Raw genomic sequence first — 26138 nt, 5'->3', positions numbered from 1 at the left:
ATGGATTGTCAAAGCAAAAGCTTTTTATCTATAGCGGTATAGGTAAAAACTATTTGACTCTAAACGGTTGTTTGGCATTTAATAAATCCCAAAAAAGGATAAAATCACTTGCTAAACTATACAATGGATATTGAAAAGTAGCTGGTTTATTTTTCTCGAAGAAGAAATGACCAACCCATGCAAAACCGTAACCGATAAAAGGAATGGCTACTATAAACCGCCAGTCGTGAAATAATACGCCAGTAAATAAGGATAAAATGAGTAACCCAGTTCCGATGAAATGTAAAACTCGACTAGTAAAATTTCTATGCTCCGTTAAATAGAAAGGGTAGAATTCTTTTAAGGATGTAAATCTTTTTTCGCTCATTTCTTGACTATTTGCAGCATTAAATTTAAGAAAATATCTTGCTTTATCTTTTATAAAATATGATGCTGGTGTAAAAAATCGTTCAACTTTTCTGGATGAACATCCATTAGCAAAGTATGTAAACCAGCTTTTTTTGCGCCCTCTATGTGTTGTGGGCTATCGTCTATAAAAAGCGTTTCTTGAGGATTTAAGTTGTTTTCTTTAATTACCTGCTCAAATATATTAACATTGGGTTTGCGCAAACGCATGTGTTGCGAGAAATAAGCTTTTTCGAAATGGTTATCGTAATTAGCTATCCCAAACTCTTTTTTTATGTAATTGATAATCCAATCGTAGTGAATTTCGTTGTTGTTACTCAATAAAAAAGTGCGGTACTTCTTTTTAACGTCTAACAAAACTTCATGATTATTGCCCGAAACACCAATTAATAAACTATTCCAAGCTTCATCAATTTGTGCATCAGTAAGGTTCGTATTGTTGGCTGCAGCTCTTATTTCTGCTCTAAACTCTGCCGGAGTAATAGCTGCGGTCTCAAAATTATCAAATATTGGATTATGTTTTTTATGGGCAAAAAACTCTTCCACATTGGCGATACCTAATTGTAATAGAGCAGCTTGAGTACGTTTAAAGTTAATCTCGAAAATAACATTACCGTAGTCGAAAATAATATTTTTTATTTTTTCCATAAAAAGGGTTTCCAAAATTCGATGCAAATATGTAACATTGCACTCGCAAAACCTAATCGGTTTTCGGGGCCTATAGCTCAGTTGGTTAGAGTAGAAGACTCATAATCTTTTGGTCCCTGGTTCGAGCCCAGGTGGGCCCACAATTTAAAAAGCTTAATCTTAACTGATTAGGCTTTTTTTATGCCCTTAAGTATCAACACAATACTTTAAGCCATTTTGAAGCTAAAAGATATTATCATTAGATTAGAGCCAATTACAGTTTAACAAATTCCTAACATGAAGAAGTTTCTATTTACAACATATTTAACCCTTGCATTTTTTTGCCTTGCATTTGGTCAGCAACTTAAATCCCCGAATGGGAAATTGATCATGAACTTTGCATTGCTAGCAGATGGTAGTCCGACTTATAATTTAACTTATAAAGACAAAGCAGTTATTAAAACCAGCAAGTTGGGTTTAGAACTAAAAAATGACCAGAAATCGCTATTAAATGATTTTACAATTGCCAATGTGCAATCATCTACTTTCGATGAAAACTGGACACCTGTGTGGGGCGAAGTGAAAACCATTCGTAACCATTACAACGAATGCGCAGTAACCCTGAGTCAAAAAGGAACCAACAGACAGTTATTAATTCGTTTTCGTTTGTTTGATGAAGGTTTAGGTTTTAGGTATGAATTTCCTACCCAAAAAGGCTTTACCTATTTTGTAATTAAAGAAGAAAGAACTCAATTTGCCATGGCAGGCGATCATACTGCATTTTGGATAGCAGGAGATTACGATACTCAGGAGTACGATTACACGACCTCAAAGCTTTCAGAGATACGTGGTTATGCCGAAAAGGCGAGAACAGAAAATCTTTCTCAAACTGCATTTTCACCAACTGGCGTACAAACTTCATTAATGATGAAATCTGCCGATGGACTTTACATTAATTTACATGAGGCTGCATTAATCAATTATCCATGCATGCACTTAAACTTGGACGATAAAAATATGATTTTCGAATCGTGGCTAACCCCAGATGCAAAAGGCGATAAAGGTTATATTCAAGTTCCTTTCAACACTCCTTGGCGTACCATTATGGTAAGTGATGATGCTCGTGATATTTTAGCCTCAAAAATGACTTATAACTTAAATGATCCTTGTAAAATTGAAGATACCTCGTGGATTAAACCAGTAAAATACGTAGGCGTTTGGTGGGAAATGATTACTGGCAAAAGCTCATGGGCGTATACAGATGATTTTCCTTCGGTACAATTAGGTATAACCGATTACAGCAAAGCAAAACCAAACGGAAAGCATGGCGCTAATACGGCTAATGTTAAAAAATACATAGACTTTGCTGCACAGAATGGTTTTGGAGGAGTTTTAGTAGAGGGATGGAATCAAGGTTGGGAAGATTGGTATGGCAACTCAAAAGATTATGTGTTCGATTTTGTAACACCATACCCAGATTTTAATATGGCGGAGATAAGAGATTACGCAAAATCGAAGGGCATTAAAATGATTATGCACCATGAAACCTCGTCGTCTGTACGTAATTACGAACGCCATTTAGATACTGCCTACAAATACATGAAAGCCAATAATTACGATGCTGTAAAAAGCGGTTATGTAGGCAATATACTTCCACGAGGCGAAAACCATTATAGCCAATGGATTATAAATCACTATCAATATGCAATAGAAAAGGCAGCACAATATAAAATTATGGTGAATGCGCATGAAGCTGTCAGACCTACAGGTATTGCTCGTACGTATCCAAATTTAATTGGAAATGAATCTGCTAGAGGTACCGAATATCAAGCTTTTGGAGGTTCTAAACCTAATCACGTAACTATTTTGCCTTTTACACGCTTGCAAGGAGGTCCGATGGATTACACGCCTGGTATTTTCGAAATGGATATCAGCAAGCTAAACCCTGGTAATACTTCGCATGTAAATAGTACCATTGCTAATCAACTAGCCTTGTATCTAACTATGTACAGCCCTTTGCAAATGGCGGCAGATCTTCCAGAAAATTACAATCGCTTTCCCGATGCTTTTCAGTTTATAAAAGATGTAGCCATAGATTGGGATGATAGTAAATACATTGAAGCAGAACCAGGTCAGTATATTACTGTTGCTCGTAAAGCGAAAGGTACAGGTAAATGGTTTTTAGGAAGTGTAAACGGAGATAATTCTCGCACTGCGCAGTTTAAACTCGATTTCTTAGATAAAGGTAAAACCTACATTGCTACTATTTATGCTGATGCAAAAGATGCGCATTACAAAACAAACCCTCAGGCTTATGTAATTATTAAGGTTGTAGTAACAGACCAAACAAAACTGTCGCAATTTGCCGCACCTGGCGGAGGATTTGCCATTAGCTTTACCGAAGCAGATAAAGCACAAACTAAAGGATTAAAGAAGTTATAATTAGAAATAAATAACATTAAAAAAAGCGTTCTGTAATTACTTGCAGAGCGCTTTTTGTTTTAAATAGTTCATCATCATTTTACGCATTATTATTGAAATTAAAACTTTACGGAGTGCTACTTTGTTAATTAGGTAATCTTTTACCTAAAAGTATATAATTATGAAATTTTCAATAATAGTACCAGCGGCACTTTTTATAGTCACGCTAGGTGCAGGTTGCGTTAGTAATAAGAAGTTTGCCGAATTGCAATCCAATAATACTAAACTGCAACAAAGTAATGTAGAACTTAATCAGAAGTTACAGGCTAGCGAAAGCGAAGTATCTGGCTCAAAAATTAGAATTAAGAGTTTAGAAGAACAAATAGCAGCCGAAAAATCTAATGCTGCAGCACTGCAAGCTGCATTAAATAAATGTTTAAACTCTACCAGTCAGGGTAATGTTAACATTTCTAAATTGGTTGATGAGATAAACAGTTCCAACAAATACATACAACAATTGGTAAATGCCAAGAACAAAAGCGATTCGTTAAATGTGGTTTTAACCAACAATTTAACCAGATCGTTGAGCAGGGAAGAAATGAGCGATGTAGATGTGAAAGTGCTTAAAGGTGTAGTATACATCTCTCTTTCAGATAATATGTTGTATAAATCTGGTAGTTATGAAATCTCAGATAAAGCTGGAGCAACATTGAGTAAAATTGCTAAAATTATAACCGATTATAAAGGTTACGATGTGTTAATTGAGGGTAATACCGATAATGTGCCAATCTCTAAAGTAAACATTAGAAACAACTGGGATTTAAGTGCGTTGAGAGCTTCATCAGTAGTTCAATCTTTACAAAATACTTATGGAGTAGATCCTAAACGTTTAACTGCTGGCGGCAGGGGAGAGTATAATCCGGTTGCTGGTAATGATAGCGATCTTGGTAAAAGCAAAAACAGACGTACACAGATTATTATTACCCCTAAGTTAGATCAATTTATGGAGTTAATTGGTAAAGCACCTGCTGAGACTAAACCGTAAGGCTGTTATTTATTTAGTTGAAACCGTGATCTGTTGTATACAGGTCACGGTTTTTTTGTTGGTTTTAGTATTGCCGTTATTGCTTTGTACCTCGTAATGATAACGAGGTAAATAACGTAAGCTGTTCGAGATGTTAGCGCAGCGCATCTCGAACTATTTGATAATAGCGGATTTCAAATCCGCAAAATCCACAACGCATAATTCTTTTTGCTGGAGGCTTAGTTCTTTTAGTAGATTGCTCAGTTCTTTTTGCTGGAGGCTTAGTTCTTTTAGTGGATGGCTCAGTTCTTTTTGCTGGAGGCTCAGTTCTTTTTGCTGGAGGCTTAGTTCTTTTAGTGGATGGCTCAGTTCTTTTTGCTGGAGGCTCAGTTCTTTTTGCTGGAGGCTTAGTTCTTTTAGTAGATTGCTCAGTTCTTTTTGCGGATGGCTTAGTTCTTTTAGTGGATGGCTCAGTTCTTTTTGCGGATGGCTCAGTTCTTTTTTATGATGGCTTAGTTCTTTTTGTGGATGTCTTCGACTACGCTCAGACTGACAGTTTTATGGTGGTTGGTGTTTTCGACTATGCTTAGGCTGACAATATTCTATTGGCAGGTGTTGTTTTGTTGCACTGTTTTGAGTTCTTTAAACCTGATTGGAGTGAAAATACTTTTTGTGTTGCGAATATCTGTTGCTGAATGCAGTGCCAAAGATTTCTCGGCTGCGCTCGAAATGACGGAAGACATTGACACAAAAAGATTGTAAAGGAAAGCAGGGCTATTGGGAGTGATGAAGGTGCTGGTTTTGCTTTACTGATTTAATAAGGTGCTTCGACTACGCTCAGCATGACAAGGTGCATAAAATAAGGCTACAAATGCAAAATGATTAAAGTTCTAAGTGAGAAAGATTGCTTCGTGCCTCGCAATGACGGACATGTAGAAGATAAGAGAGATCCTTCGCTACGCTGCCGATGTGAAATCGGCACAGGTCAGGATCACAAAAACAAGGTCCTTCGACTACGCTCAGGATGACGAATCGTATTATATTAACTCCGCTAGCTCTTTAGGTGAAAGCGGTTTTTTTAACAGCTTTATTACATAGGGATTTGCTTCAGCTCGTTGGGTATCGCCAAAGTCTAGGGTAGAGGATAGCATGGCCACAGGGCATTTATCGGTAAGTGCGGTAGAGAATTTTTTGTACTGTTCTAAAAATTCAAAGCCATCCATTTCTGGCATTTGAATGTCTAATAATATGAAATTAGGTAGTTTATCATCATCATTCATATTTCGGCTCAAATAATCTAATGCTTCTTCTGCTGATTGACAAATAATAATTTCCTCAAATAATTTAGTGATGCTAATGAGCTTTGCATTGATTTTTAAATCAATCTCATTATCATCAATTAACATTACTTTTTTATTATCACTTTGCATTGGGTATTGTTATTTTAAAAGTGGTACCGTGATTAAGATCTGAACTTACTGATATGCGCCCCTCTATTTTATTTAGCGCTTCTTTTACAATAAATAACCCTAAACCACTACCGTGATGAACTTTACTTTTAAAGAACTGCGTAAATATTTTCTCTAGGTGTTCGTTTAAAATACCCATTCCGTTATCGCTAATGCTAATTTGCGCTAGTTCCTTACTTACTTCAACATCTATATTAACCTTTTTGTTTAGCTCGGCTGCTTTTTGATATTTAATGGCATTAGATATGAGGTTACCTAATATGACTTCAATTCTAAATAAATCGCCTTTAAAGTCTACTTTTTGATCTACATTAACTGTAAAGCGTGTGTCTTTATCGGTATAAGAGTAAACGTCTATCAGTTCTGAAATTAGTTTTTTAAAATCAACTGGGCTCTCATCTGTTACCGTTTTATTATTCTTATAGTATTGTAATGTTTTCTGAATGTAGTAGTCAAGTTTGTTAGAGCAGGTTTCTATTAGGCTCCAATATTCGCCGCTAGAATTATATAGGCCTTCCATTTTTACCAAGCTCACTATTCCAATTACCGAAACTAGTGGGGCTCTTAATTCGTGAGAAATACTGTAAATAAAGCGGTTTAGTTCATCATTGGTTTTCTCTAATTCGGCTACTTTATTGCGTAAATCTATTTTAGCTTTATAGGCATCGTAGGCATTTTTTATAGAATTGTGTAACTCAAGATCGTTCCAAGGTTTGGTAATGTAGCGGTAAATATGTCCATGGTTTATGGCATCGGCCAATGCCTCTATATCTGTATAACCTGTTAAAAGTATACGTATTGGATCTGGAAAGGTTTCTGTAATGCTTTTAAAAAACTCTACCCCAGTGGTGTTTGGCATTTTCTGGTCGGCAATTACAACCTGCACATTTACACTTTGAAGGATCTTTAAACCGTCGGCAGCTGAAATGGCTGTGTAAATTTCATATTGCCGCCTGAAACTGGCTTTAAAGGCCTCTAAGTTGTTTTCCTCGTCGTCAATATATAAAACTCTTACGCTTGGGGTTTTCATTGAGTTGGGTTATTGCGGATTTATATTCAAGGTAATAATAAATTCTGTTCCTTCGCCAAGCTTAGAGATAACATCTATGTGACCTTTGTGCTTTTCGATAATGCTAAAAACGATAGAAAGGCCTAATCCAGTACCTTCGCCAATATCTTTAGTGGTAAAAAACGGTTCGAAGATACGATGTTTCGTTTCTTCTGTCATCCCTATCCCTGTATCTTTTATGCTAATTTTTACCTGCTGATCTTGATACCAAGTTTTAATGGTTAAAAACTCTTCTTCGCGTTGTATTTCTTTGGTTTTTATGGCTTGTATGGCATTAGATACCAAATTCATAAACACCTGATTGATTTTTCCAGGTAAGCATTCTACTTTTGGCAGGTTGCCGTATTCTTTAATTACGGTTAAGTTATCGGGTAAATTGTTTCGTACCAATACTAGGGTAGATTGTAAACCTTCGTTGAGGTCGATAGGTTTCATATCGGTTTCATCTATGCGACTAAAGTTGCGTAAGCTTCTAATAATTTCTGCTGTACGTTTTGCGCCCTCGCTGATGCCTGATAGGAGTGAAGAGATTTCATTATTAACAAAGTTGAGGTCTATTTGCTTTTTAAACGCTTCAATTTCTTCTACTTGTTCTTTTACATCTTTATCGAAATCTATTTCTTCATACTTGGTAATAATCTCTTTTAAGTCGTTAATGTCTAATTCTAACGGTTTAATGTTGGACGTTACAAAGTTAATTGGGTTGTTAATTTCATGCGCAATGCCTGCAGTTAGCTGACCTAATGCTGCCATCTTTTCTGCATCTACTAGTTGAGATTGCGTGTCTTTTAAATTGGTTAAGGTAACGTTGAGTGTAGAATTTGTGTTTTGCAATTCTTCTGTTCGTTCTTGTACCTTTTTTTCTAAGACGATGTTTTGCTCTTTAATTAGTTTTTGATTTTCTAATGATGCGTTTAAGGCTTGTGCTTGTGCAACTTCATTTTCTTTTTTGAAGAAGTTTATTTTATCCGCCAATGCGAAAGAAAGCAACATTACCTCAATTGCAGATGCGATTTGTAAAAGGTAAATGGTGAAGTTATTGTAAGGTATAACGCCATAATCTTTCATGATGAAGAGTATTGCGCCAATAAGCAAAACAGACCATGCCACTAAATAGTAACCAGCTGGTTTAAAATGCTTTTTAAAATACACAAAGTTAGCGGCCGATAATGCAAGTATTGTTCCGGTAATGGTTAAAAACTGCATTGTAATAAATGCATAATAGATGCCAGAAAAATATAAAACAGCTAGATTGACTATGGTGAGGTAAAAGAAAATGGTAATTAACTTATGCCAAGTTTTAGAAAATACTTTTGTATTTAAAAATGATAATGTAAATAAACTGGTAAAAACGAGTGTTAAACTTGAAAATAAGACGACCGAATAATTATCTAATACGCTTCCATGTGCCCAAAAGTACTTTGATGAATAACCTTGTATTGAAATTTGTGTTAGCCAAGTAAAAAGGATATAAAAGATGTAGTATAAATAACTTTTATCTCTAATAATGATAAATAGGAAAAGGTTATACACAAACATGATGACCATTATGCCTGTGTAAAAACCGAAAATAATACCACGTAAGGAGAAAATGTTTAACAAAGAACCTTCATCTCTAATACTTACTGGGGCTAAAAAAGTTTCGGTAGCACGTAGCTTTAAAAAAACGATGTCATCCTTATGAATAAATGCTGGGAGTTTAAATAGTTTACCTTGAGTTAAACTATTGTTTGTGTAAAGAGAAGAGTTGTGTGGGTTTATTTGAAAAATACTGTCTTTCCTCAATATATACATTTCTGCAAGTGCTAACCTGGATTGATCTATAAATAAAATATCACTATCAAAAGTCTTATCATTTTGCCTGGTCATTTTAATCCAGTAGGTAGCGCTATCTAAACCGAAGTTGAAGATTTCTGTTTTAATGGGTGTAAACTTCTTATCTACTAGTTGCTTTAATTTTGCTTTATTGGTTCCATCTCTGTAAAAGGATGGGGTAAAACCATTTTCTACGATACCCTCATTATAAACTACTGCATTTGCGTTTAAAAAACTTAAGGTAAAAGCGAAAAAGAAGAGAAAGCGAAAAAATATTTTCATGCTTTAGATGGTTAAATCAAAATGTAAAGTAATATTTTCTCCAGTTTTAGATTGTATTTGCTGTTGTGTAATTGAGTTAGCTCTCATGTGCATTGCTATACTTCTTTCGGGTTCGTGAGTTAAAGGTAATCCTTTAATATCATCAACTAAAATAGAGGTTGCGGTAAGATCTTCCTTTGGATAATAAAATTTTCCGTTGATACCAATTTCATTAATTACCCTAAAGCCACCTCTGATAGAATTGCGATAGGTTGCTGGTGCGCATAAACCAAAAAGAGTACTCAAATTAATTAAATCTGCATAAGCAACACACGCAGTACTTAAATGCATACTGCCAATGCCCAAACCTGCAATATCCCAAGAGTTCCATAGTCCGCAAAGTTCACCTGTACCAGCATCGGTTCTTTCGGCAACCATTTTGTAAATACGGTCGTCCATGTAACCAACCGCATCTTCAATAGGTAAAGGGTTTTTGCGATTTGCTTGATGTATTCTTCCACCTGCAAGTGCTTTTCCACCTTCTTCTGCTGTAACTAATATTACAAACACATCTGGATTAAGTACCCAATCTATTTTTGCAGATGTAATTTGGGTAATCCCAAAAATTTCTAGCACATGCGTGTGACCTTCTATAAATTTCATGCAGGCTTCGCGATTATCAACCGCTCTAAATGCTTTGAAATATAAATTATCAATATGTGGTTTATGCTCTTCCAATGGAGAATATTTTAGAGGTTGATTTTCTGATGGTTCTTTCTGGAGATGGTGTAGCTTTGAATATTCTGAACATAAAAATAGCTTGTTCACTGTCTTTTACGCTGAATAGTTGTTTAAACCCTTGCTCGGCTTGTGTTAATTGTGCTTTGCTTTCTAACGGAATAGGTAGGCTATCTTCAATCGAATTTTTGTAGAAAAAGATTAAAGGTACATTCACAGGGTGGATTTGTAGGTTTAACGCTGTTGCACCAAGCCATAATTTTTCTGCTGCCATACCTCCTTCAATAAAAGAATTGATAGCGCCTTTTGGCATGGTAATTAATCCGATTGCAGATGAAGCCATAAATTGTTGCATTGATAGTCGTTTAAAACCACTGCCGCCATTTATTTGCTGTAAAAAGGCAATCATCTTTTTATCTTTTAATAATCGTATTCCAATCTGATCGTTATTGCTTAAATCTAATGTGTGAATACCAATTCCATCTTCTGTTGCAGTTACTTCATCTATATTCCAGCGCATTTCTCTGGTAATGAAATCTTCATGCGCAGCAGGAATAAACATCCTTAATAAATCTGTATGTGTAGCAATAGCGCCTAAACCTTTAATTTGCTCTGGATTTGTTAGCCACGTTAATTTTGCATCAGGAATTTGTGTAACCAAGTTTGATAACTGATTTAACTCTGTTGCCTCTATTTCTTGTCGTGGAGCAATTTTTCTATTGGTATGTCTTAACTCAATTTGTGTAGCCAATTGCTTTTCTTGCTCACTTGTTGAATGATTTTCTGCAAAGCTAAACCAAGCTATATGTGTTGGAGCAAGCTGAGGTGTTAATTGCCAGTTTACACTTAACTTTAAATTGGCTGCGGTTAATAAAAGGTTTTCTATTGCTGCACCCAAAGAAATGTAAGAAGAAATGTATTGTGGATCTAAATAGGCTTGTGCAGCACTTTTTTCTAAAAAGAGATGTAATAAACCATTTTTATAATGCCATCTCCAAGGTTGGTTATTTCCGCCAGATGGTGCTTTAGCTGCGGCTTCGATTAATTGATTAAGCATATCATCTGAAATAGGATTGGTTTCTTTTTCAAATGCTAATTGATGCGTTGTAATAAATTCTTCCAGCTCTGGTGTTTGAAGAGGAGCGATGATTTTAACTTCGGTAACTGGTGCTGAAGGAATAGAATCGCTTATTAGCTCATCCATATCTATAAAAAACCTACCAGAAACGCTAAGGTTGCCTAATAATATTTTTCTAGAAAGGTCGGCTGTGATACCACCACCATAGGTAACTGCACTTGCTAATTGAGGCCAAGTAGAAATCGTAGCCATAATTTCAACGGCAGAAGCTTTCATGCGTGGAGATAACGTTTCTACACCTGTAACGGCCGTTATATACGGAATTCTTTCATCCATTGTTGAGAGCGTTTTGTATTTGCTCATGTCCAAATGCTCCACCATTCCGTGTAATACTGGTCGGTTAGGTTCTAAATCAAATCTTTCGATATCAATAGTTCCTCTATCACTTCCCTCCATTAATACAGGTATGCCCAACGCTTTTGCTTTGTTTCGAGAATTGATTTTGATATCGAAACTATCGCATTCATCTATCAGCAAATCTAATTTACCGTTTTTTGTAAGGAAATCATCTAGGTTTTCATCGGTAATGCCATCCTCAAAACACACTACATTTAAGTAGGGATCAATTTCTGCAATTTCTCTGGCTACAATAACTGTTTTTTTGATTTTAAGGTTATATACGCCAGTTCTAATTCGGTTGATGTTGCTTAAATCCAATTCATCAAAATCCGCAATGCGTAACTCGCCAAAACCTCGTTCCATAGCCAATGTTAATGAAACAGATTGCCCGACAGAAAGGCCCATTACACCGATCTTTTTTTGAGAAAGTAAGCTTTGCTCTTTCTCGGTAATTTTATGTTTATTTCTATTGGTACGAACTAAAGCAAATTCTTGTTCATCTAATAAATGAACTAATTTTTCTGTCCATGGATAATAAACCCAAACGCCATATTCTTCTTGAGGTTTATCTCCAAAATGATTTTCGACTGCTTTAGCTAATTCTGCTGGTGGTAAGAAAACGATAGTAGGATGGAGACATTTTATTAGTTCTTCTACTTGAGTGTAGATGTGATCGTATACTTGTAAGTTGTTTTTATTGGAAATTAATGTTTCAAACTCTGTTTTTTGAATGTTATCACTCAGATTAAAAAATACAGGTTTGTAAACGTTATTTTGCGTTGATGTTTGTGTAATGAGCTGAGATAAAGATGGGTTAGAACCAGTTTTAGAGGACATTTTGTGTGTTGAATAGCTACGTGTTAATAATAAAAACTGAATTAAATGTTAAAACAACTAAATTAGTCTTTTAAGAGTTATAATAAAAAAGTATTTTTATCTTTTATTAAAGATCCCTAATGAGCACGAACATTTTATATGTTGATGATGAGCCGCACAATTTAAGTGCATTTGCAGCCACTTACCGTAGATTGTATAAAATTTTTACAGCCGAATCTGCAGATGAAGGCAGGAAAATTTTAGATAAAGAAGATATCCATATTATTATAACCGATCAGCGGATGCCGAAAACTACAGGAGTAGAGTTTTTGGCTTCTATTTTAGAGGCACATCCTGATCCGATACGGATGATTTTAACTGGTTATACCGATATAGATGCAGTTATAGATGCGATAAATAAAGGACAGGTTTATCGGTATATTCAAAAACCTTGGATGGAAGAGGATTTAAGAATTAACATTGAAAAAGCAATTGAAATTTATACGCTTCGGAAAGAGAATAAAGAACTTACAGAGAAATTATTAGTAGCTAACAGACAGCTTGAGTTTATCGCTCGGCAGAATTTACTTTCTTAGAGATGTAAAAATCTATTTTAATAATTCCTTAAAAATCATCAGTTTAGTATGTAAATAAATATTATTATTGTAAAATGCGCTCTAAACTTTTGATTGGTAATGCTTTGATAAAGAAACTTTATCTGGTTATTACTTTATTTCTATTGCTTGGGCTCTCTCAAAATGTGCTAGCGCAGAATACATCTAATAAGGGAAAAGATTTTTGGGTTGCTTATAGCGGACATGTAGATGATTTAGCATCTCGATTAACATTGTTTTTATCAGCAGATAAAGTTACTAATTATCAAATTTATATAGGGAATACGCTAATTCAAAGTAGTACTACTGCTCCAAATACTTCAATTGCAGCTAACACTTGTCTGCCAATTACTATTGATCCTAACGCTACTGGACAACCCCTTGTTTATATAGGTAGTTCTGATGATGTAGTAAATGAGGTAGATAAAGCGATACATGTGATAACTGATGAGCCCATTTCTTTATATAGTGTGATATCTAATAATAGGCGTACTGGAGGCACTATGGTTTTGCCATCAAATACATTAGGTAAAGAATATTATACTTATAGCTATAAGAATGAAGGTACTGCCTTCTCGGGCTATGCTGAGTTTACTATTATCGCTACAGAAGATGATACAAAAATAGATATCACACCAACAGCTAATGAGAGATATGGGAAACGCCAAAGCGGTGTTCCTTACCAAATTACACTTAAAAAAGGACAGATTTATCAATATCAATCTTTAAATAACGAGGATTTAACAGGTAGCCATATTAAGTCGGTTGAGGGATGCAAGCCAATTGCAGTGTTTTCTGGTAATACCTGGGCAGCCTTTTGTCAACAGGGCGGTCCAAGAGGTAGTAGTGGCGATAATTTATATCAGCAACTTTTTCCTTTGAGTGCATGGGGTAAAAAATTTGTAACAGCGCCTTTTTATAATACTATTAATGGTAATACCGATGTATTAAAGGTGATTATTGGAGAAGATAAAACAACTTTAACAGTTAATGGAAGTATAATTGTTATAAATGGTAGTAGCTTACTGCCAAAAGGATATGTCTATTCTTTTTCATCAACTACAGCAAATGTAATTTCGGCAGATAAGCCAATATCCGTAGCTCAGTACCAAACATCTCAGAACTGCAATATCAATAACAGTGGCAATAATAAACCATATCTAGGTGATCCAGAGATTACAGTATTAAATCCTGTAGAGCAAACATTAAATAATATTACAGTTTTCTCAGATTTGAAAGCAGTAGTTGGTAATTTGACAAATATTGATAAATACTTCTTAAATGTCATCATCAAAACTGTTGATGCAAGTTCTTTTCGATTAGATGGTAATCCAGTAACAGGGTTTACTGCGATCGATGCTGAATATAGTTACATAATTATAAATGTAACTGGTACACAACCTCAACATAGACTTACGGCTGCTAGTGGTTTTTCTGCTATTGCTTATGGTTATGGAGATATTGAATCGTATGCCTATTTAGCAGGAGCAAATATTCAAGATTTTACTTTTCAAACTGAAAATGCGAGTACAAATCAACCAATTAACGTGGGTTGTATTGATGAATCTATGAAGTTGAAAGTAAATTTACCATACCTAGCTACTAATTTAAAATGGGAAATAGATGGACATCCTCTCGTTGATGGCCCACCAGATCCAGCACTCATTAAGGGCCCATTTAAAGGGCCTAATGGTGAAGATTATTATTCTTATGAATATCCTAGCATTATTAAATACGCTACTCCTGGAGATTATACTTTTTTAGTAACAGCTACAAAGCCATCTGCAGATGCCTGTGGAGCTACTGAGACATTAAGTATTGATTTTACTGTTGATCCTTTGCCTGAAGCATTATTTACAGTTGCTACGGAAGAATGTGCTAACCAAGAAGTTACTTTTACAGATGCTAGTAATCCAAACGTTGATGGAAAAGTAATTACAAAATGGTTCTGGGATTTTGGAGATCCTGCATCTGGAGCATTAAATACATCGACAGAACAAAACCCAAAACACGCGTTTACAAATCAAGGTACTTATACTATTAAACTTAGCGTTGGCGCAGAAAATGGCTGTATGTCGGATGTTGTTCCCCATGACATAACTATATATCCTGTTCCTGAAACAAAATTTTCTGTCCCTAGCACTTGCATAAATACACCTTTTACATTTACAGATGCATCTACAATTAGTACTGCAGTTTTTACGGATGCCAAAATAACAAACTGGCATTGGGATTTCGGCGATGGTGCAAGCGACGATAGACCAGATGCGTCCTCTCCAAATCATCCATATACAACAGCAGGTACTTATAAAATTACCTTAACCACTACATCTAATAAGGGTTGTACAAGTACAGTTTATCATGATATAATAGTTACTGGTTTACCAATCGCAGATTTCACTACCCCAGATTTTTGTTTGGCTGATGGTTTCGCCAATTTCATTAATAAGTCAAAAGACCAAAATGGAACAGAAGTTGGTTTAACTTATTTATGGGATTTTGGAGACCCGACTTCTGGAGTTGCAAATAACTCTTCTATACTTAAAGATGGTAAACATGCTTATGCAGCAACTGGAAATTATACCGTCAAACTTACAATTACCAATATAAATGGTTGCACCGATGAAAAAAGTTATCCATTTACAGTAAATGGTGCAGTAACTAAAGCCGATTTCACAGTAAAAAATGAAGCAAATTTATGTAGCGGTAAAGATGTGATTATTAACAGCACATCGGCAACAGCTTTTGGAAATGTAACCAAAGTAGAAATTTATCCAGATTTTGTAAACAATCCTACAAACTTCATTATCGTCCCATATCCAAAACTTCCAATAAGTGATGATATAGCTTTAACTTATGCTCCTTTTGGAGGAAATACAAATAAAACCTATACCGTTAAATTAGTAGCTTATTCTGGCGAAAGTTGCACTCTCTTTACTACTCATAATATTACCATAAAACCAGCTCCGCAATTAACTTTTGCGGCTATACTTCCAGTTTGTGAGAATATTGGTAATATCATCATAAATCAAGCTGCTGAAAGCTCAGGAATAATTGGGACAGGTGCATATAGTGGCGCAGGTATAAAACCAGATGGAACCTTTGATCCGAAACTTGCTGGTCCAGGTGTACATCACCTAACATACACATTTATTCCTCAAAATGGTTGTACAGTAAGTATTGGACAAGATATTGAGGTTTATCCAATTCCTACAACTGATGCAGGTGCAGATTTTTATATTTTATTAGGTGGTGAGAAAAAAATGGATGCGAAAGCTACTGGTACTGGCTTAAAATATAAATGGACACCAACTATTGGTTTAAGTGCCTATGATATTTTAAATCCCATTGCGAAACCAGAAGTTGACACAGAATATACGTTAACAGTTACTTCAGATCAAGGTTGTACAACAGTAGATCAGGTGTATGTTTATGTGTTACAAAATGTAAATGCACCAAATAGTTTTACGCCTAATGGTGATGGTGTTAACGATGTTTGGAATGTAAAATATTTGGATACCTATCCGAATAGTAGTGTAGAGGTTTTTGATAGAAATGGGCAACGCGTTTATTTCAGTAGTAAAGGATATTCAGTACCATTTGATGGAAACTATAAAAATCAGGCATTACCTGTCGGAACTTATTACTATATTATCAATCCAAATAGCGGAAGAAAAAGTATAACAGGAAATTTAACCATTATAAGATAGTTTTGAAAAAAAAATACTACATCTTCATTTTTATAATTGGGATAAGCCTATCTGCTTTTGGTCAGCAAAAACCGCAGTATACGCAGTATATTTTTAACAATTATTTGTTAAATCCCGCTTTAAGTGGAATAGAAAATTATACCGATTTTAAAGCTGGTTATCGGAAACAATGGTCGGGCATTGATGGTGCACCACAAACTACTTTTGCCTCTGCACATTGGAGTTTAGGTAGCGATTATTTATGGAAAAATCCTTTATCTATGCCAGAAAAAGGGGATGATCCCATGAGTGATAATTACATGCAAAATTATACTGCGTCACCAGCACATCATGGTATGGGCGCCACAGTAGTTTTAGATAAGGCAGGGCCGATTTCTAGATTAGATGCAAATTTAACCTACGCATATCATCTGCAATTATCAGGCACGTTGAATTTATCTGTTGGTGCTGCGGTTGGAATTACCCGAATAGGGTTAAATGTGAATGAGCTCACTTTAGAAAACCCAAATGACCCAGCTTTAAATAATACAATTACTAGTCAGGTTAAACCAGATTTAAGCATGGGTGTGTGGTTGTACGGTGCACGATTTTTTGCAGGCGCTTCTGTACAACAAATCTTACCTCAAAAATTAGCGTTTACCAGTGATCCGAATTACAATAGCGGAAAAGAAGTTCCTCACGCTTTCCTTACTGCAGGCTATAAATTATTTATTGATGAAGAGATTTCGGCTATTCCTTCAGTCATGATTAAATATGTAAGCCCTACACCGGTATCTGTAGATGCAAATTTAAAAGTTGCATTTAAAGATCGCTTTTGGATTGGTGGAAGCTACAGGTATAACGACTCTTATTCTGCAATGGCAGGATTAAACATTAGTAAACTGATCAATTTAACCTACTCATATGATTTTACAACCTCACAATTAAACAAAGTGAGTTATGGTAGTCATGAAATTGTATTGGGTTTACAGTTGAATAATGTGTACCAGGTAATGAGTACCATGAGAATGTGGTGATTCAGTTTTCAATTTGCAGTTTTCAATTGGCAGTTTGAACTGTATACTGCAAATTGATAACTGAAAACTGACTAAAGTTCTTTCCTCAATCGTGCAACAGGAATATTCATTTGCTCGCGATATTTAGCAACCGTTCTTCTGGCGATATTATAACCTCTTTCTTTTAAGATTTCAGTTAATTTTTCGTCTGCTAAAGGTCTACGTTTATCTTCATTGCCAATGCAATCTTCCAATATTTTCTTTACTTCTTTATTAGAAACTTCTTCACCACTTTCGGTTTGAATAGCTTCAGAGAAGAATGATTTTAATAAAAAGGTCCCAAATTCTGTTTGTACATATTTAGAATTGGCCACCCTAGAAACGGTAGAAATGTCCATTCCAATTTTATCAGCAATATCCTTTAAAATCATCGGACGCATTTTACGTTCATCAGCAGTTAAAAAATATTCATACTGATAATGCATAATGGCATTCATTGTTTTAAGCAAAGTTTGCTGTCTCTGTTTAATTGCATCAATAAACCATTTAGCAGAATCAAGCTTTTGTTTTACAAATTGAACTGCCTCCTTCATTTTCTTATCTTTTTGGGCAGCTTTATCGTAATGATCAAACATATCCATATAAGAGCGACTTACTCTTAATTCTGGTGCATTTTTAGAGTTTAAGGTTAAAATTAAAACGCTATCATTATTGCTGATATGGAAATCTGGTATAATTTGTAGTTGTTTAGTCGTAACCTGATTAGAATCTCCAGGTTTAGGATTTAAACGTAATATTTCAGCAACTACATCCTTTAATTCATCATTATTTAGCCCAACAGATTTTTCTAATTTATCGTAATGCTTACGTGTAAATTCATCCAAATGATGTTCTACAATAGCAATAGCTTTTTTAATAATCGGATTATTAACATCCTTCCGTTTTAATTGTAACGATAAGCATTCTTGTAAATCGCGGGCAGCAATACCTGGAGGATCAAAGCTTTGAATCACTTTAAGCATCTCCAATACATCTTCCTCTTCAATCATTACGTTTTGCGAGAAAGCCAAATCGTCTATCATAGAAGTAATCGGGCGACGTAAATAACCATCGTCATCCAAACTTCCAATTATTTGCTTACCGATAATAAAATCTGTATCAGATAAAGGAACTAAGTCTAATTGTTCTTGTAAACTTTCAAAAAATGTACTTTCAATGGCTATTGGAGTTTCTTTTTTCTCCTCATCGTCATCGCCATTGTTGTAAGAAGTGCTGTAATCGTTGGTATTATCGTCTTGTAAATAATCTTCTACGTTAAATTCATCTGTGCTGCTTTCTTCTTTTGATTCTGAATTAAAATCATCACGATCTTCATTCAAATCATCATATTCACTTACTGGTTCATCAGCAGTCATTAAGCTAGGATCCTCTAATGCAGGATTTTCTTCTAATTCTTCTTTTATACGCGTATCTAAAGCAACAGTAGGTACCTGCAACAACTTAATAAATTGTATTTGCTGCGGAGATAACTTTTGTAATAGTTTTTGTTGTAAGTGTTGCTTTAGCATATTTAGAAGTAGGAGTTTTTAATTTCCAAAAATAAGCATTTGCTTTAAACTTAAGGCAAAAGGCGATCATTATTCTTTTTTTTAATTTTTAGGAATTTAATTTGCTTAATCCGATATTTTTAATATTTTTATTTCTATTAAATTAAACTAAAAACAATATTCTATGGGATTTTTTGCAGATTTTAAAGCATCTTTAATGAAAGGTGATGTGCTAAGCCTTGCAACAGCGGTTGTAATTGGTGGCGCTTTTGGTAAAATTGTTGGGTCAGCAGTTGATGATATCATCATGCCAATAGTAGGAGTTTTAACTGGAGGAGTAGACTTTACGACGAAGTTTATTGCTTTAAATGGGGAATCGTACAAGAGTTTAGCAGAAGCTAAAGCCGCTGGAGCAGCGTGTTTAACTTATGGTAACTTAGTACAAGCAATTATTAATTTTATTATTATCTCACTATTTATTTTTATCGTTTTAAGAGCTGCAGAAGCTGCTAAAAAGAAAGAAGAAGCTGCACCAGCTGCACCGCCAGCACCAACAAAAGAAGAGGTTTTGTTAGGTGAAATTAGAGATTTATTGAAAAATAAATAACATAAAAAAAGCCCTCCAGATTTTATTTGGAGGGCTTTTTTATTAAAAGGTTCTTTTCAAAGTAGGATCGGTTACAATGATGTAATCTCCTAAATCTTTGTATTTATTCCAATCAGGTTGAGCAAAGTCTTCTGCAGAAAAAGCAGAAATATTTAAGATTTTCAATTTAGGCGCATATTTTTTCAGCTTTGCTAATGTACCTAATTTCTCATCGCTATGAAAGCGACCATTCACCTGAAAAATCTTCCTATCCTTATTGTTTTTAGCATATTTTGCAATACTCCAAGCCATTGTAGCATCCCAAAAATTTTGTGTTTGGTAAACTTTCATGCCACCCATACTGTGACCGCCTAACGTTTCTGTAAATTTATCTTTGTATCGCCCAGTGGCTGTATCAATAGGTAATGGTGCAATGAATTGTTTAGAGCTTTCTGGTAATTGATTCAAAATTTCTAATCCGCCACGTGTAACAGCGTTACTATATCTAGCAGCAGCATTACCACCAATTACATCTAATTGATTTAGCTTTGCCAATTCAATCATTGGTTTATAATCTTTGTAATTATTCCAAGCTCTAGCTTCTTTAATAAAGTTTTTCTCTGAGATAATGCCTTTTAAATATTCATTAATTACTGGTTGCACATCGGTATGGAACATTTCCATAGTTAAAGCTGCCTTTCCAGGATAAGCTGTGGCAATCTTTTTAAATAGCTCAGCCTCCAAATAATGGCCAGTAGAATCGTTATGTTCTTCGCCAAAAAATAGGACATTTGCATTGCCTAAGTCGGTTACAATATCATCAAGACTTACAATTTTTTGCTTCTTTACATCGTAAACTTTATAATGTTGGTTCATGTCTTGAGCGCTTACCAACAACGGTAAAAACAAAACAACAATGCTGAAAAATCTTTTCATATTTATTAATTAATACGTAATTATTTAGATCTCCTAAATTAACAAATAATTTTACTGCAAGCCATTTGTATTACTGGGTGCATAGGGATATTAAAATTAGCAGTAAAATAACAGGTAATTGAATGAGCCTTTCCCGTAAAAAAAGTATATTTAAAAACTATTCATTATACAACGATTTCCGTTAGAGTTTCTAATTTTTTTCTTTATGCTTACCGCGATACTAAGGCGACCTTATAGCGACCTTACCGCGACTTATGCTCTGGTAGAGTTCATATCAAGCTCGGGCTTGGTTTAGGTTACCTGCTGATTTTGGTTTAGGCAATTTGTCAAAATTGGCCGTTTTCCCGAACAAGAATCGAACTAGTCTCTGTGGAGGCTATAAGGATCTGATTTAAAAACAAATGAATGTTGATGTTTTGTCGATTAATTAATGCTTTTTACCGAAAATCAACTATGTTGTAAACTAAATGAGAAATTATTAATCGAATAGAAATAAATGCTATGATTTAGGTATGGTTATATTGGGTTTCCAAGTCCATTCTGGAGGATCTACACCTAGTAAATTTTTTACAAAAAAGTCTCTTCTTTTATGTTCGCCATAATCGCCGCCCAAAGAATGTTTCATTCCTGGGACAAATAGAAAATCAAAATTTTTATTGTGTTTAATTAATTGATTAATAACTTGATAAGTTGATGAAGGATCTACATTATCATCCAACTCGCCTAAAATTAAGAGCAGTTTACCTTGCAAGCGATATGCATTTTCTACATTACTATTTTCGGCATAGTGTGGTCCAAGTACACCCATAAATTGTTCATTCCAAGATATTTTATCCATTCTATTATCGTGACAACCAGAAGAAGAAACCGCTACTTTATAAAATTCTGGATAAAATAACAGTGCTGCTAAAGAGTTTTGTCCTCCAGCCGAATTGCCAAAAATGCCAACTCTACTTGTATCCATATAATTGTACTTTTTAGCAAGTGCTTTAATCCATAAAATACGATCAGGAAAACCACCATCTTTTAAATTTTTATAGCTTACATCCTGAAAAGCTTTTGAACGGTTAGATGTCCCCATTCCATCACATTGTACAACGATAAAACCCAATTCAGCCAGTTCATGTAATCCTCCACGGCTATCGTTTGCAAAGCTTTTCGGTACAAATGAATCATGTGGGCCAGCATAAATATATTCGATAATTGGATATTTTTTGTTCGGGTCGAAATTACTTGGACGAATGACCATTCCCCAAATATCAGTTTTGCCATCTCTACCTTTTGCGGTAAAAACCTCAGGCATTTTCCATCCAGTTTTTAAAAGATCATCAGCATTGCCTTTTTCTAATTCTTTTATAATTTTTCCTGTTTTCCCATCACGTAGTAAAGTAATTTGTGGTTCATCTATTCGAGAATACGTATCTATAAACGTCGAATAATCATCACTAAAAACAGCCTTGTGGTTACCGTTTTCTGTGGTAAGTTTTACCAAACCTTTGCCATTAAAACCAATTTTATAATATTGAACTAAATAGGGGTCTTGTCCATCTTCCATTCCACAACCTTCAAATAAAATTGTTCTGGTTTTTTCATCAACATTTACCACTCCTTTTACAATCCAATTACCCTTCGTAATCTGATTTTTCACATTTCCATTTACATCGTATAAATATAAATGGTTCCAACCATCGCGTTCGCTCATCCAAATGGTTTCTTGACCATCATTTACATCGTAGCGGTATTTTTTCGAGTAATAACAAAAGTAAGTTTTTGCATGATCGCCAGCAATTTCACTTATATCACCCTGTGTATTTACTTGCATTATTGCATAAACTTGGTGCCCACGTTGATTGTATTCAAAAGTAAAGGCACGACTATCTTTGCGCCAAACAATATCAGTTACATAGTATTGATTTGCCGATTTTGAAACATCAATAAGTACTTGTTTTTTAGTGTCGATATTAAAAAGTGCTGGCTGCCTTTGTTGCAAAACATCTCCTGGTTTTGGATAGTTTCTAGTTTGTAAAATAGGTTGTAATTGCGATGTAGGCGAACTTTCTATCAAATACAAAAGTCGTTCTACACCTGGTGTTACTTTATACGTTGCTAAGTTTTTTGAGTTTGGCGCCCATTTTAAATCATTTTCGTAAGTATCACCTTTGGTACCATCAAAACTTAATTGAATTTCTATTTTCTTATTATCTGTAGACTTAATATAAACATTAAATTCTTTAATAAAAGCTATCCATTTGCCATCTGGCGATATATTTTCAGGATCCACTCGTCTATTTCTACGATCAGTATTAGTAGGTTGAGCGTTACTTATTGGCTGTGAATTGGTAGTGATATTAAAAGTTTTCGCATCAATAGTTTTATAAATAATGCCCGTTAAAGTAGTGTTAGAATAGGTATATTGATTTTTTTCCTTATCAAATTTAATATCGGAAGGAGAATTGTAGATTTTTTTCTGGAAAGTTCCATTCATCTCTTCTGCACGCTGATAATCTTGTAATGTTCCTTGTGCATTTGCAGTAAAATTTACAAATAGGAGAATTAGCAACAAAGGAAAGTTTATTAATTTCATGTTTTATTTAATTTAAGGCGATGAAGTTAGTGTTTAAATGAAAGCGTTATTTCTCGAAAATTAACCAATCGTATACTAAAATTGAGTTTGGTGTTTCTATAGATTGAAGATTTAATATTAACGGTTAAACTAAACACTAGATTTTTTTATTTTTTACCGAGTAATTAATGCTTTTTACCGAGAATTAACTCCTAAATAGCAGACTGCTATTTGCTAATGCGAAAGTTCATTCTACATTTGACTATAATTATAACACAAAATGGAATCGTGATGAAGGGAAATGAATAAACTCACTGCATCACAATAAGAAAATAAAAATGGAAAATAATAATAATAAAGATATAGCAAATCGTTCTGGCAAGGTTTGGGCGGGTTTGTTAATAGTTGGTATAGGTTCACTTTTATTGCTCGATAATTTAGGGCTTGATTTTCCTCGCTGGTTGTGGTCTTGGAGTAATCTTTTAATCATAATAGGCTTATTTGTTGGGGTTAAGCACAACTTTAGAGGTGGTGGCTGGTTTATAATGATTTTGATTGGCTCGTTTTTTACATTAGATAAAATATTTGGTGATGATATCAATTTTGGTAAGGTCATTTTTCCGGCCATGTTGGTCATATTAGGTTTATTTATCATTCTTAAACCTAAAAGCAATTTTAGCCATAGGGATGAACGCTGGAGAAGAAGAGGTAAAAGATGGAGAAGAAAGTTTGGAGAACCCGATTCTTATCAAACTTATACAGAGGCAGAGCCCGTTACATCATCAACCGACGAAAAAAAAACGAATAGCAATGATTACCTAGATTCTGTAAATGTTTTTGGTGGAAGTCATCAATCTATTTATTCTAAGAATTTTAAGGGTGGAGAAATAACTGCAGTTTTTGGGGGATGTGATTTGAACTTAACTCAAGCAGATTTTGAAGGTGAAATTATTATAGATGTTACTGCAATTTTTGGGGGCTGTAAAATTATTATCCCGCCAGGATGGATTGTAAAACCAGAAGTAACAGCAGTTTTTGGTGGATTAGATGATAAAAGAAGTGTTCAGCCAATAGTTGAAGGACAAAGTAAGATTTTAATAATTAGAGGGATAGCGCTGTTTGGTGGGGTAGATATTAGAAATTATTAACTGAGAGTTGAGAAGGCATAGATTAGCTATGTCGTTATGCTAAATTGTAAATCGTAATCCGATAGCTCGGATCTAAAATCGTAAATCAGTTGACTACAACCCCATTATCTATAAATCAAATAAAAGTAGTTTCAGGCACAATTCTAGCTTGTTGGACTGTCCTTTGCGCCATTCTTATTTATTATACATTAGATTTTAATTGGCAAATTGCCTTGGCCGATAGCCTAATTAGTAATGGTCTATTGGCCATTGGCTGTATAATTATTAGCAATATGCTAGGCTATTATCAGCCTAAAAATGAGAGGATGTTATTTCTGCTGCTCTTAACCGCAATACTTACTGCAATTATTGTTTTTTTGGCAAAATATGGACTTAATTATCTCTTTGTTAATCAAAAGGAATATCAATTATTTTTAGATTTTTCTTTGCCATACAGAGCTATAATTGCTTTTTTATGTTTAACGTGGTGTGCTTTAGCAAATATTTTATGGTACAGGTTAGAAGAGCAATCTGAAACTCAAGGTCGTTTATTAGCTGCTCAAAATTTAGCAAAAGAAGCAGAGCTGAATAAATTAAGACATCAATTACAACCGCACTTTTTATTCAATAGTTTAAATTCGGTGTATGCATTAACCATTGTAAACCCAACAGAAGCTGGTACAATGATTACCAAATTAGCGGCCTTTTTACGCGGTACTTTAAAGCGTGATGATGAAGTTTGGGTAAACGTAGCCGAAGAAATGGAATACATTCAATTGTATTTAGACATAGAAAAAGTACGTTTTAGTCACCGATTAACAATTGACGTACAAATTGAAGAAAATACGCTGGGTTTATGTTTGCCTGGCACCTTATTACAACCCATTGTAGAAAATGCAATTAAATTTGGATTATACAATACTTCTGCAGCCATAACCATAACCATAAAAGTTAAATTAGAAAATAATGCTTTGGTGATTTGTGTAGCAAACCCATACGATCCAGAAATGACAGCAAGCAAAGGGACTGGGTTTGGTTTATCTGCAATACGACGTAGATTATACTTGTTATTTGCAGATAGTAATTTGTTGCAAACCGAAACACAAAACAATAATTTGTATATTACTACGCTTAAAATACCTCAAAAAGATGATAAGAACGATACTAATTGATGACGAAGCTTTAGCAAGGGACGTAGTTAAACATTATTTAAAATCGTATCCTGATATAGAAATTGTTGCCGAATGCAGCGATGGTTTTGAGGGGTTAAAAGCCATAAATCAACACCAACCAGATTTTATTTTCCTAGATATTCAAATGCCAAAAATTAGTGGTTTTGAAATGTTGGAGTTGGTTGAGAAACATCCTGCAGTAATTTTTACCACCGCGTTTGATGAATATGCCATTAAAGCTTTTGAAGTTAATGCGGTAGATTATTTACTAAAACCTATTGAAAAAAGTCGCTTCGATCAGGCGATGCAAAAATTACCAGCTAAACTAGCCAAAGGCGAAAGTAGCAATGAATTATTAGAAACGGCCGCTTTATCACCAGCGCAAAATAATCGTATCGTGGTTAAAAATGCTGGTGTAATTAAAATTATTCCAGTAACAGAATTGCAGTATATAGAAGCAGATGATGATTACGTAAAATTGAGCACTACTGAAGGTAATTTCCATAAAAACAAAACAATGAGTTTCTTTGAGCAAACTCTTGATGCAGAACAATTTATTCGCATTCATCGTTCGTACATTATTAACTTGGCAGAAGTAACCAAAATAGAACTGAAAGAGAAAGATAGTTATGTAGTGTTGTTAAAATCGGGTATTTGGTTGCCAGTAAGTAAAACTGGTTATGTGAAATTGAAAGCGGCGCTGGGGTTGTAGTTTTATTTTTTGGCAATGTTCCTCGTCATTTCGACCTTGTGGAGAAATCTTTTC

The 26138-nt window shown here is 34.7% G+C and carries 20 protein-coding genes and 1 tRNA gene; 11 read left to right on the top strand and 10 right to left on the bottom strand.

The annotated features are described in order from the left end of the window. Nucleotides 1-49: 49 nt before the first annotated feature. Both GM921_RS07275 and GM921_RS07270 read right to left on the bottom strand, forming a co-directional pair. Nucleotides 50-367, bottom strand: a complete 318-nt coding sequence (locus GM921_RS07275; RefSeq protein WP_182921929.1) for a DUF962 domain-containing protein — start codon at nt 365-367, stop codon at nt 50-52. A 50-nt stretch (nt 368-417) separates the two neighbouring features. Continuing rightward, a complete protein-coding gene (locus tag GM921_RS07270) occupies nt 418-1053 on the bottom strand; it encodes an HAD family hydrolase (RefSeq protein ID WP_182921928.1) in 636 nt (211 codons plus the stop codon). A gap of 66 nt (nt 1054-1119) precedes the next feature. Here GM921_RS07270 and GM921_RS07265 point away from each other — a divergent pair. From GM921_RS07265 to GM921_RS07250, 4 genes are all read left to right on the top strand, one after another. Continuing rightward, nucleotides 1120-1193 (top strand) — tRNA-Ile (locus GM921_RS07265). Between the two features lie 136 nt (nt 1194-1329). After that, a complete protein-coding gene (locus GM921_RS07260; RefSeq protein WP_182921927.1) occupies nt 1330-3474 on the top strand; it encodes a glycoside hydrolase family 97 protein in 2145 nt (714 codons plus the stop codon). Between the two features lie 160 nt (nt 3475-3634). After that, nucleotides 3635-4498: an OmpA/MotB family protein gene (locus GM921_RS07255; protein ID WP_182921926.1), complete on the top strand. Its 864-nt coding sequence runs from the start codon at nt 3635-3637 to the stop codon at nt 4496-4498. A 272-nt stretch (nt 4499-4770) separates the two neighbouring features. Further along, entirely contained in the window at nt 4771-5067 is a 297-nt protein-coding gene (locus tag GM921_RS07250; protein ID WP_182921925.1) for a hypothetical protein, read from the top strand. A gap of 447 nt (nt 5068-5514) precedes the next feature. On the opposite strand, the gene GM921_RS07245 is transcribed toward GM921_RS07250, so the two are convergent. From GM921_RS07245 to GM921_RS07225, 5 genes are read right to left on the bottom strand one after another with little or no spacing between them, the layout of a single operon-like run. Beyond that, nucleotides 5515-5907, bottom strand: coding sequence for a response regulator (locus GM921_RS07245; protein WP_182921924.1), 393 nt, complete (start codon nt 5905-5907; stop codon nt 5515-5517). Continuing rightward, a complete protein-coding gene (locus GM921_RS07240) occupies nt 5897-6976 on the bottom strand; it encodes a hybrid sensor histidine kinase/response regulator (protein ID WP_182921923.1) in 1080 nt (359 codons plus the stop codon). The genes GM921_RS07245 and GM921_RS07240 overlap by 11 nt, the downstream gene beginning before the upstream one ends. Before the next feature lie 9 nt (nt 6977-6985). Beyond that, a complete protein-coding gene (locus GM921_RS07235) occupies nt 6986-9112 on the bottom strand; it encodes a sensor histidine kinase (RefSeq protein WP_182921922.1) in 2127 nt (708 codons plus the stop codon). Between the two features lie 3 nt (nt 9113-9115). Next, nucleotides 9116-9829: a hypothetical protein gene (locus GM921_RS07230; RefSeq protein ID WP_182921921.1), complete on the bottom strand. Its 714-nt coding sequence runs from the start codon at nt 9827-9829 to the stop codon at nt 9116-9118. After that, nucleotides 9816-12143, bottom strand: a complete 2328-nt coding sequence (locus GM921_RS07225; RefSeq protein WP_182921920.1) for an Rv1355c family protein — start codon at nt 12141-12143, stop codon at nt 9816-9818. The genes GM921_RS07230 and GM921_RS07225 overlap by 14 nt, the downstream gene beginning before the upstream one ends. A 119-nt stretch (nt 12144-12262) precedes the next feature. Here GM921_RS07225 and GM921_RS07220 point away from each other — a divergent pair, with 119 nt between their 5' ends. The 3 genes from GM921_RS07220 to GM921_RS07210 all read left to right on the top strand — a co-directional run bounded on the left by GM921_RS07220 (nt 12263) and on the right by GM921_RS07210 (nt 17462). Further along, nucleotides 12263-12718: a response regulator gene (locus GM921_RS07220; RefSeq protein ID WP_182921919.1), complete on the top strand. Its 456-nt coding sequence runs from the start codon at nt 12263-12265 to the stop codon at nt 12716-12718. 74 nt (nt 12719-12792) lie between these two features. Beyond that, a complete protein-coding gene (locus GM921_RS07215; RefSeq protein WP_182921918.1) occupies nt 12793-16446 on the top strand; it encodes a PKD domain-containing protein in 3654 nt (1217 codons plus the stop codon). Between the two features lie 2 nt (nt 16447-16448). Next, nucleotides 16449-17462: a PorP/SprF family type IX secretion system membrane protein gene (locus tag GM921_RS07210; protein ID WP_182921917.1), complete on the top strand. Its 1014-nt coding sequence runs from the start codon at nt 16449-16451 to the stop codon at nt 17460-17462. A gap of 71 nt (nt 17463-17533) precedes the next feature. Here GM921_RS07210 and rpoN read toward each other — a convergent pair whose 3' ends face one another. Further along, nucleotides 17534-19009 (bottom strand): RNA polymerase factor sigma-54, encoded by a 1476-nt coding sequence (gene rpoN, locus GM921_RS07205; RefSeq protein ID WP_182921916.1) that lies wholly within the window; start codon nt 19007-19009, stop codon nt 17534-17536. Between the two features lie 163 nt (nt 19010-19172). On the opposite strand from rpoN, the gene mscL reads away from it, so the two are divergent. Next, nucleotides 19173-19595, top strand: a complete 423-nt coding sequence (gene mscL / locus GM921_RS07200) for a large-conductance mechanosensitive channel protein MscL (protein ID WP_182921915.1) — start codon at nt 19173-19175, stop codon at nt 19593-19595. A gap of 42 nt (nt 19596-19637) precedes the next feature. On the opposite strand, the gene GM921_RS07195 is transcribed toward mscL, so the two are convergent. Together GM921_RS07195 and GM921_RS07190 are read right to left on the bottom strand one after the other, a co-directional pair. Then, on the bottom strand, nt 19638-20510 hold the full coding sequence (locus tag GM921_RS07195) for a ChaN family lipoprotein (protein ID WP_182921914.1): 873 nt from the start codon (nt 20508-20510) through the stop codon (nt 19638-19640). A gap of 499 nt (nt 20511-21009) precedes the next feature. Further along, the gene (locus GM921_RS07190; RefSeq protein ID WP_182921913.1) at nt 21010-23094 is read right to left on the bottom strand and encodes a DPP IV N-terminal domain-containing protein; all 2085 of its coding nucleotides are present in this window, start codon (nt 23092-23094) and stop codon (nt 21010-21012) included. A gap of 317 nt (nt 23095-23411) precedes the next feature. Between GM921_RS07190 and GM921_RS07185 the strand changes: the two genes are divergently transcribed. From GM921_RS07185 to GM921_RS07175, 3 genes are all read left to right on the top strand, one after another. Continuing rightward, complete coding sequence (locus GM921_RS07185; RefSeq protein WP_182921912.1) at nt 23412-24221, top strand: LiaF transmembrane domain-containing protein; 810 nt, start codon at nt 23412-23414, stop codon at nt 24219-24221. An 89-nt stretch (nt 24222-24310) separates the two neighbouring features. After that, a complete protein-coding gene (locus GM921_RS07180) occupies nt 24311-25372 on the top strand; it encodes a sensor histidine kinase (RefSeq protein ID WP_235969791.1) in 1062 nt (353 codons plus the stop codon). Next, on the top strand, nt 25350-26084 hold the full coding sequence (locus tag GM921_RS07175; RefSeq protein ID WP_182921911.1) for a LytR/AlgR family response regulator transcription factor: 735 nt from the start codon (nt 25350-25352) through the stop codon (nt 26082-26084). Before GM921_RS07180 ends, GM921_RS07175 begins: the two co-directional genes overlap by 23 nt. The last annotated feature ends 54 nt before the right edge of the window (nt 26085-26138 follow it).

The sequence above is a fragment of the Pedobacter planticolens genome (assembly GCF_014172375.1).
Lineage (GTDB): Bacteria > Bacteroidota > Bacteroidia > Sphingobacteriales > Sphingobacteriaceae > Pedobacter > Pedobacter planticolens.
Note: the sequence above shows the minus strand (reverse complement) of the source record. Positions and strands in the feature narration are given on the sequence as shown.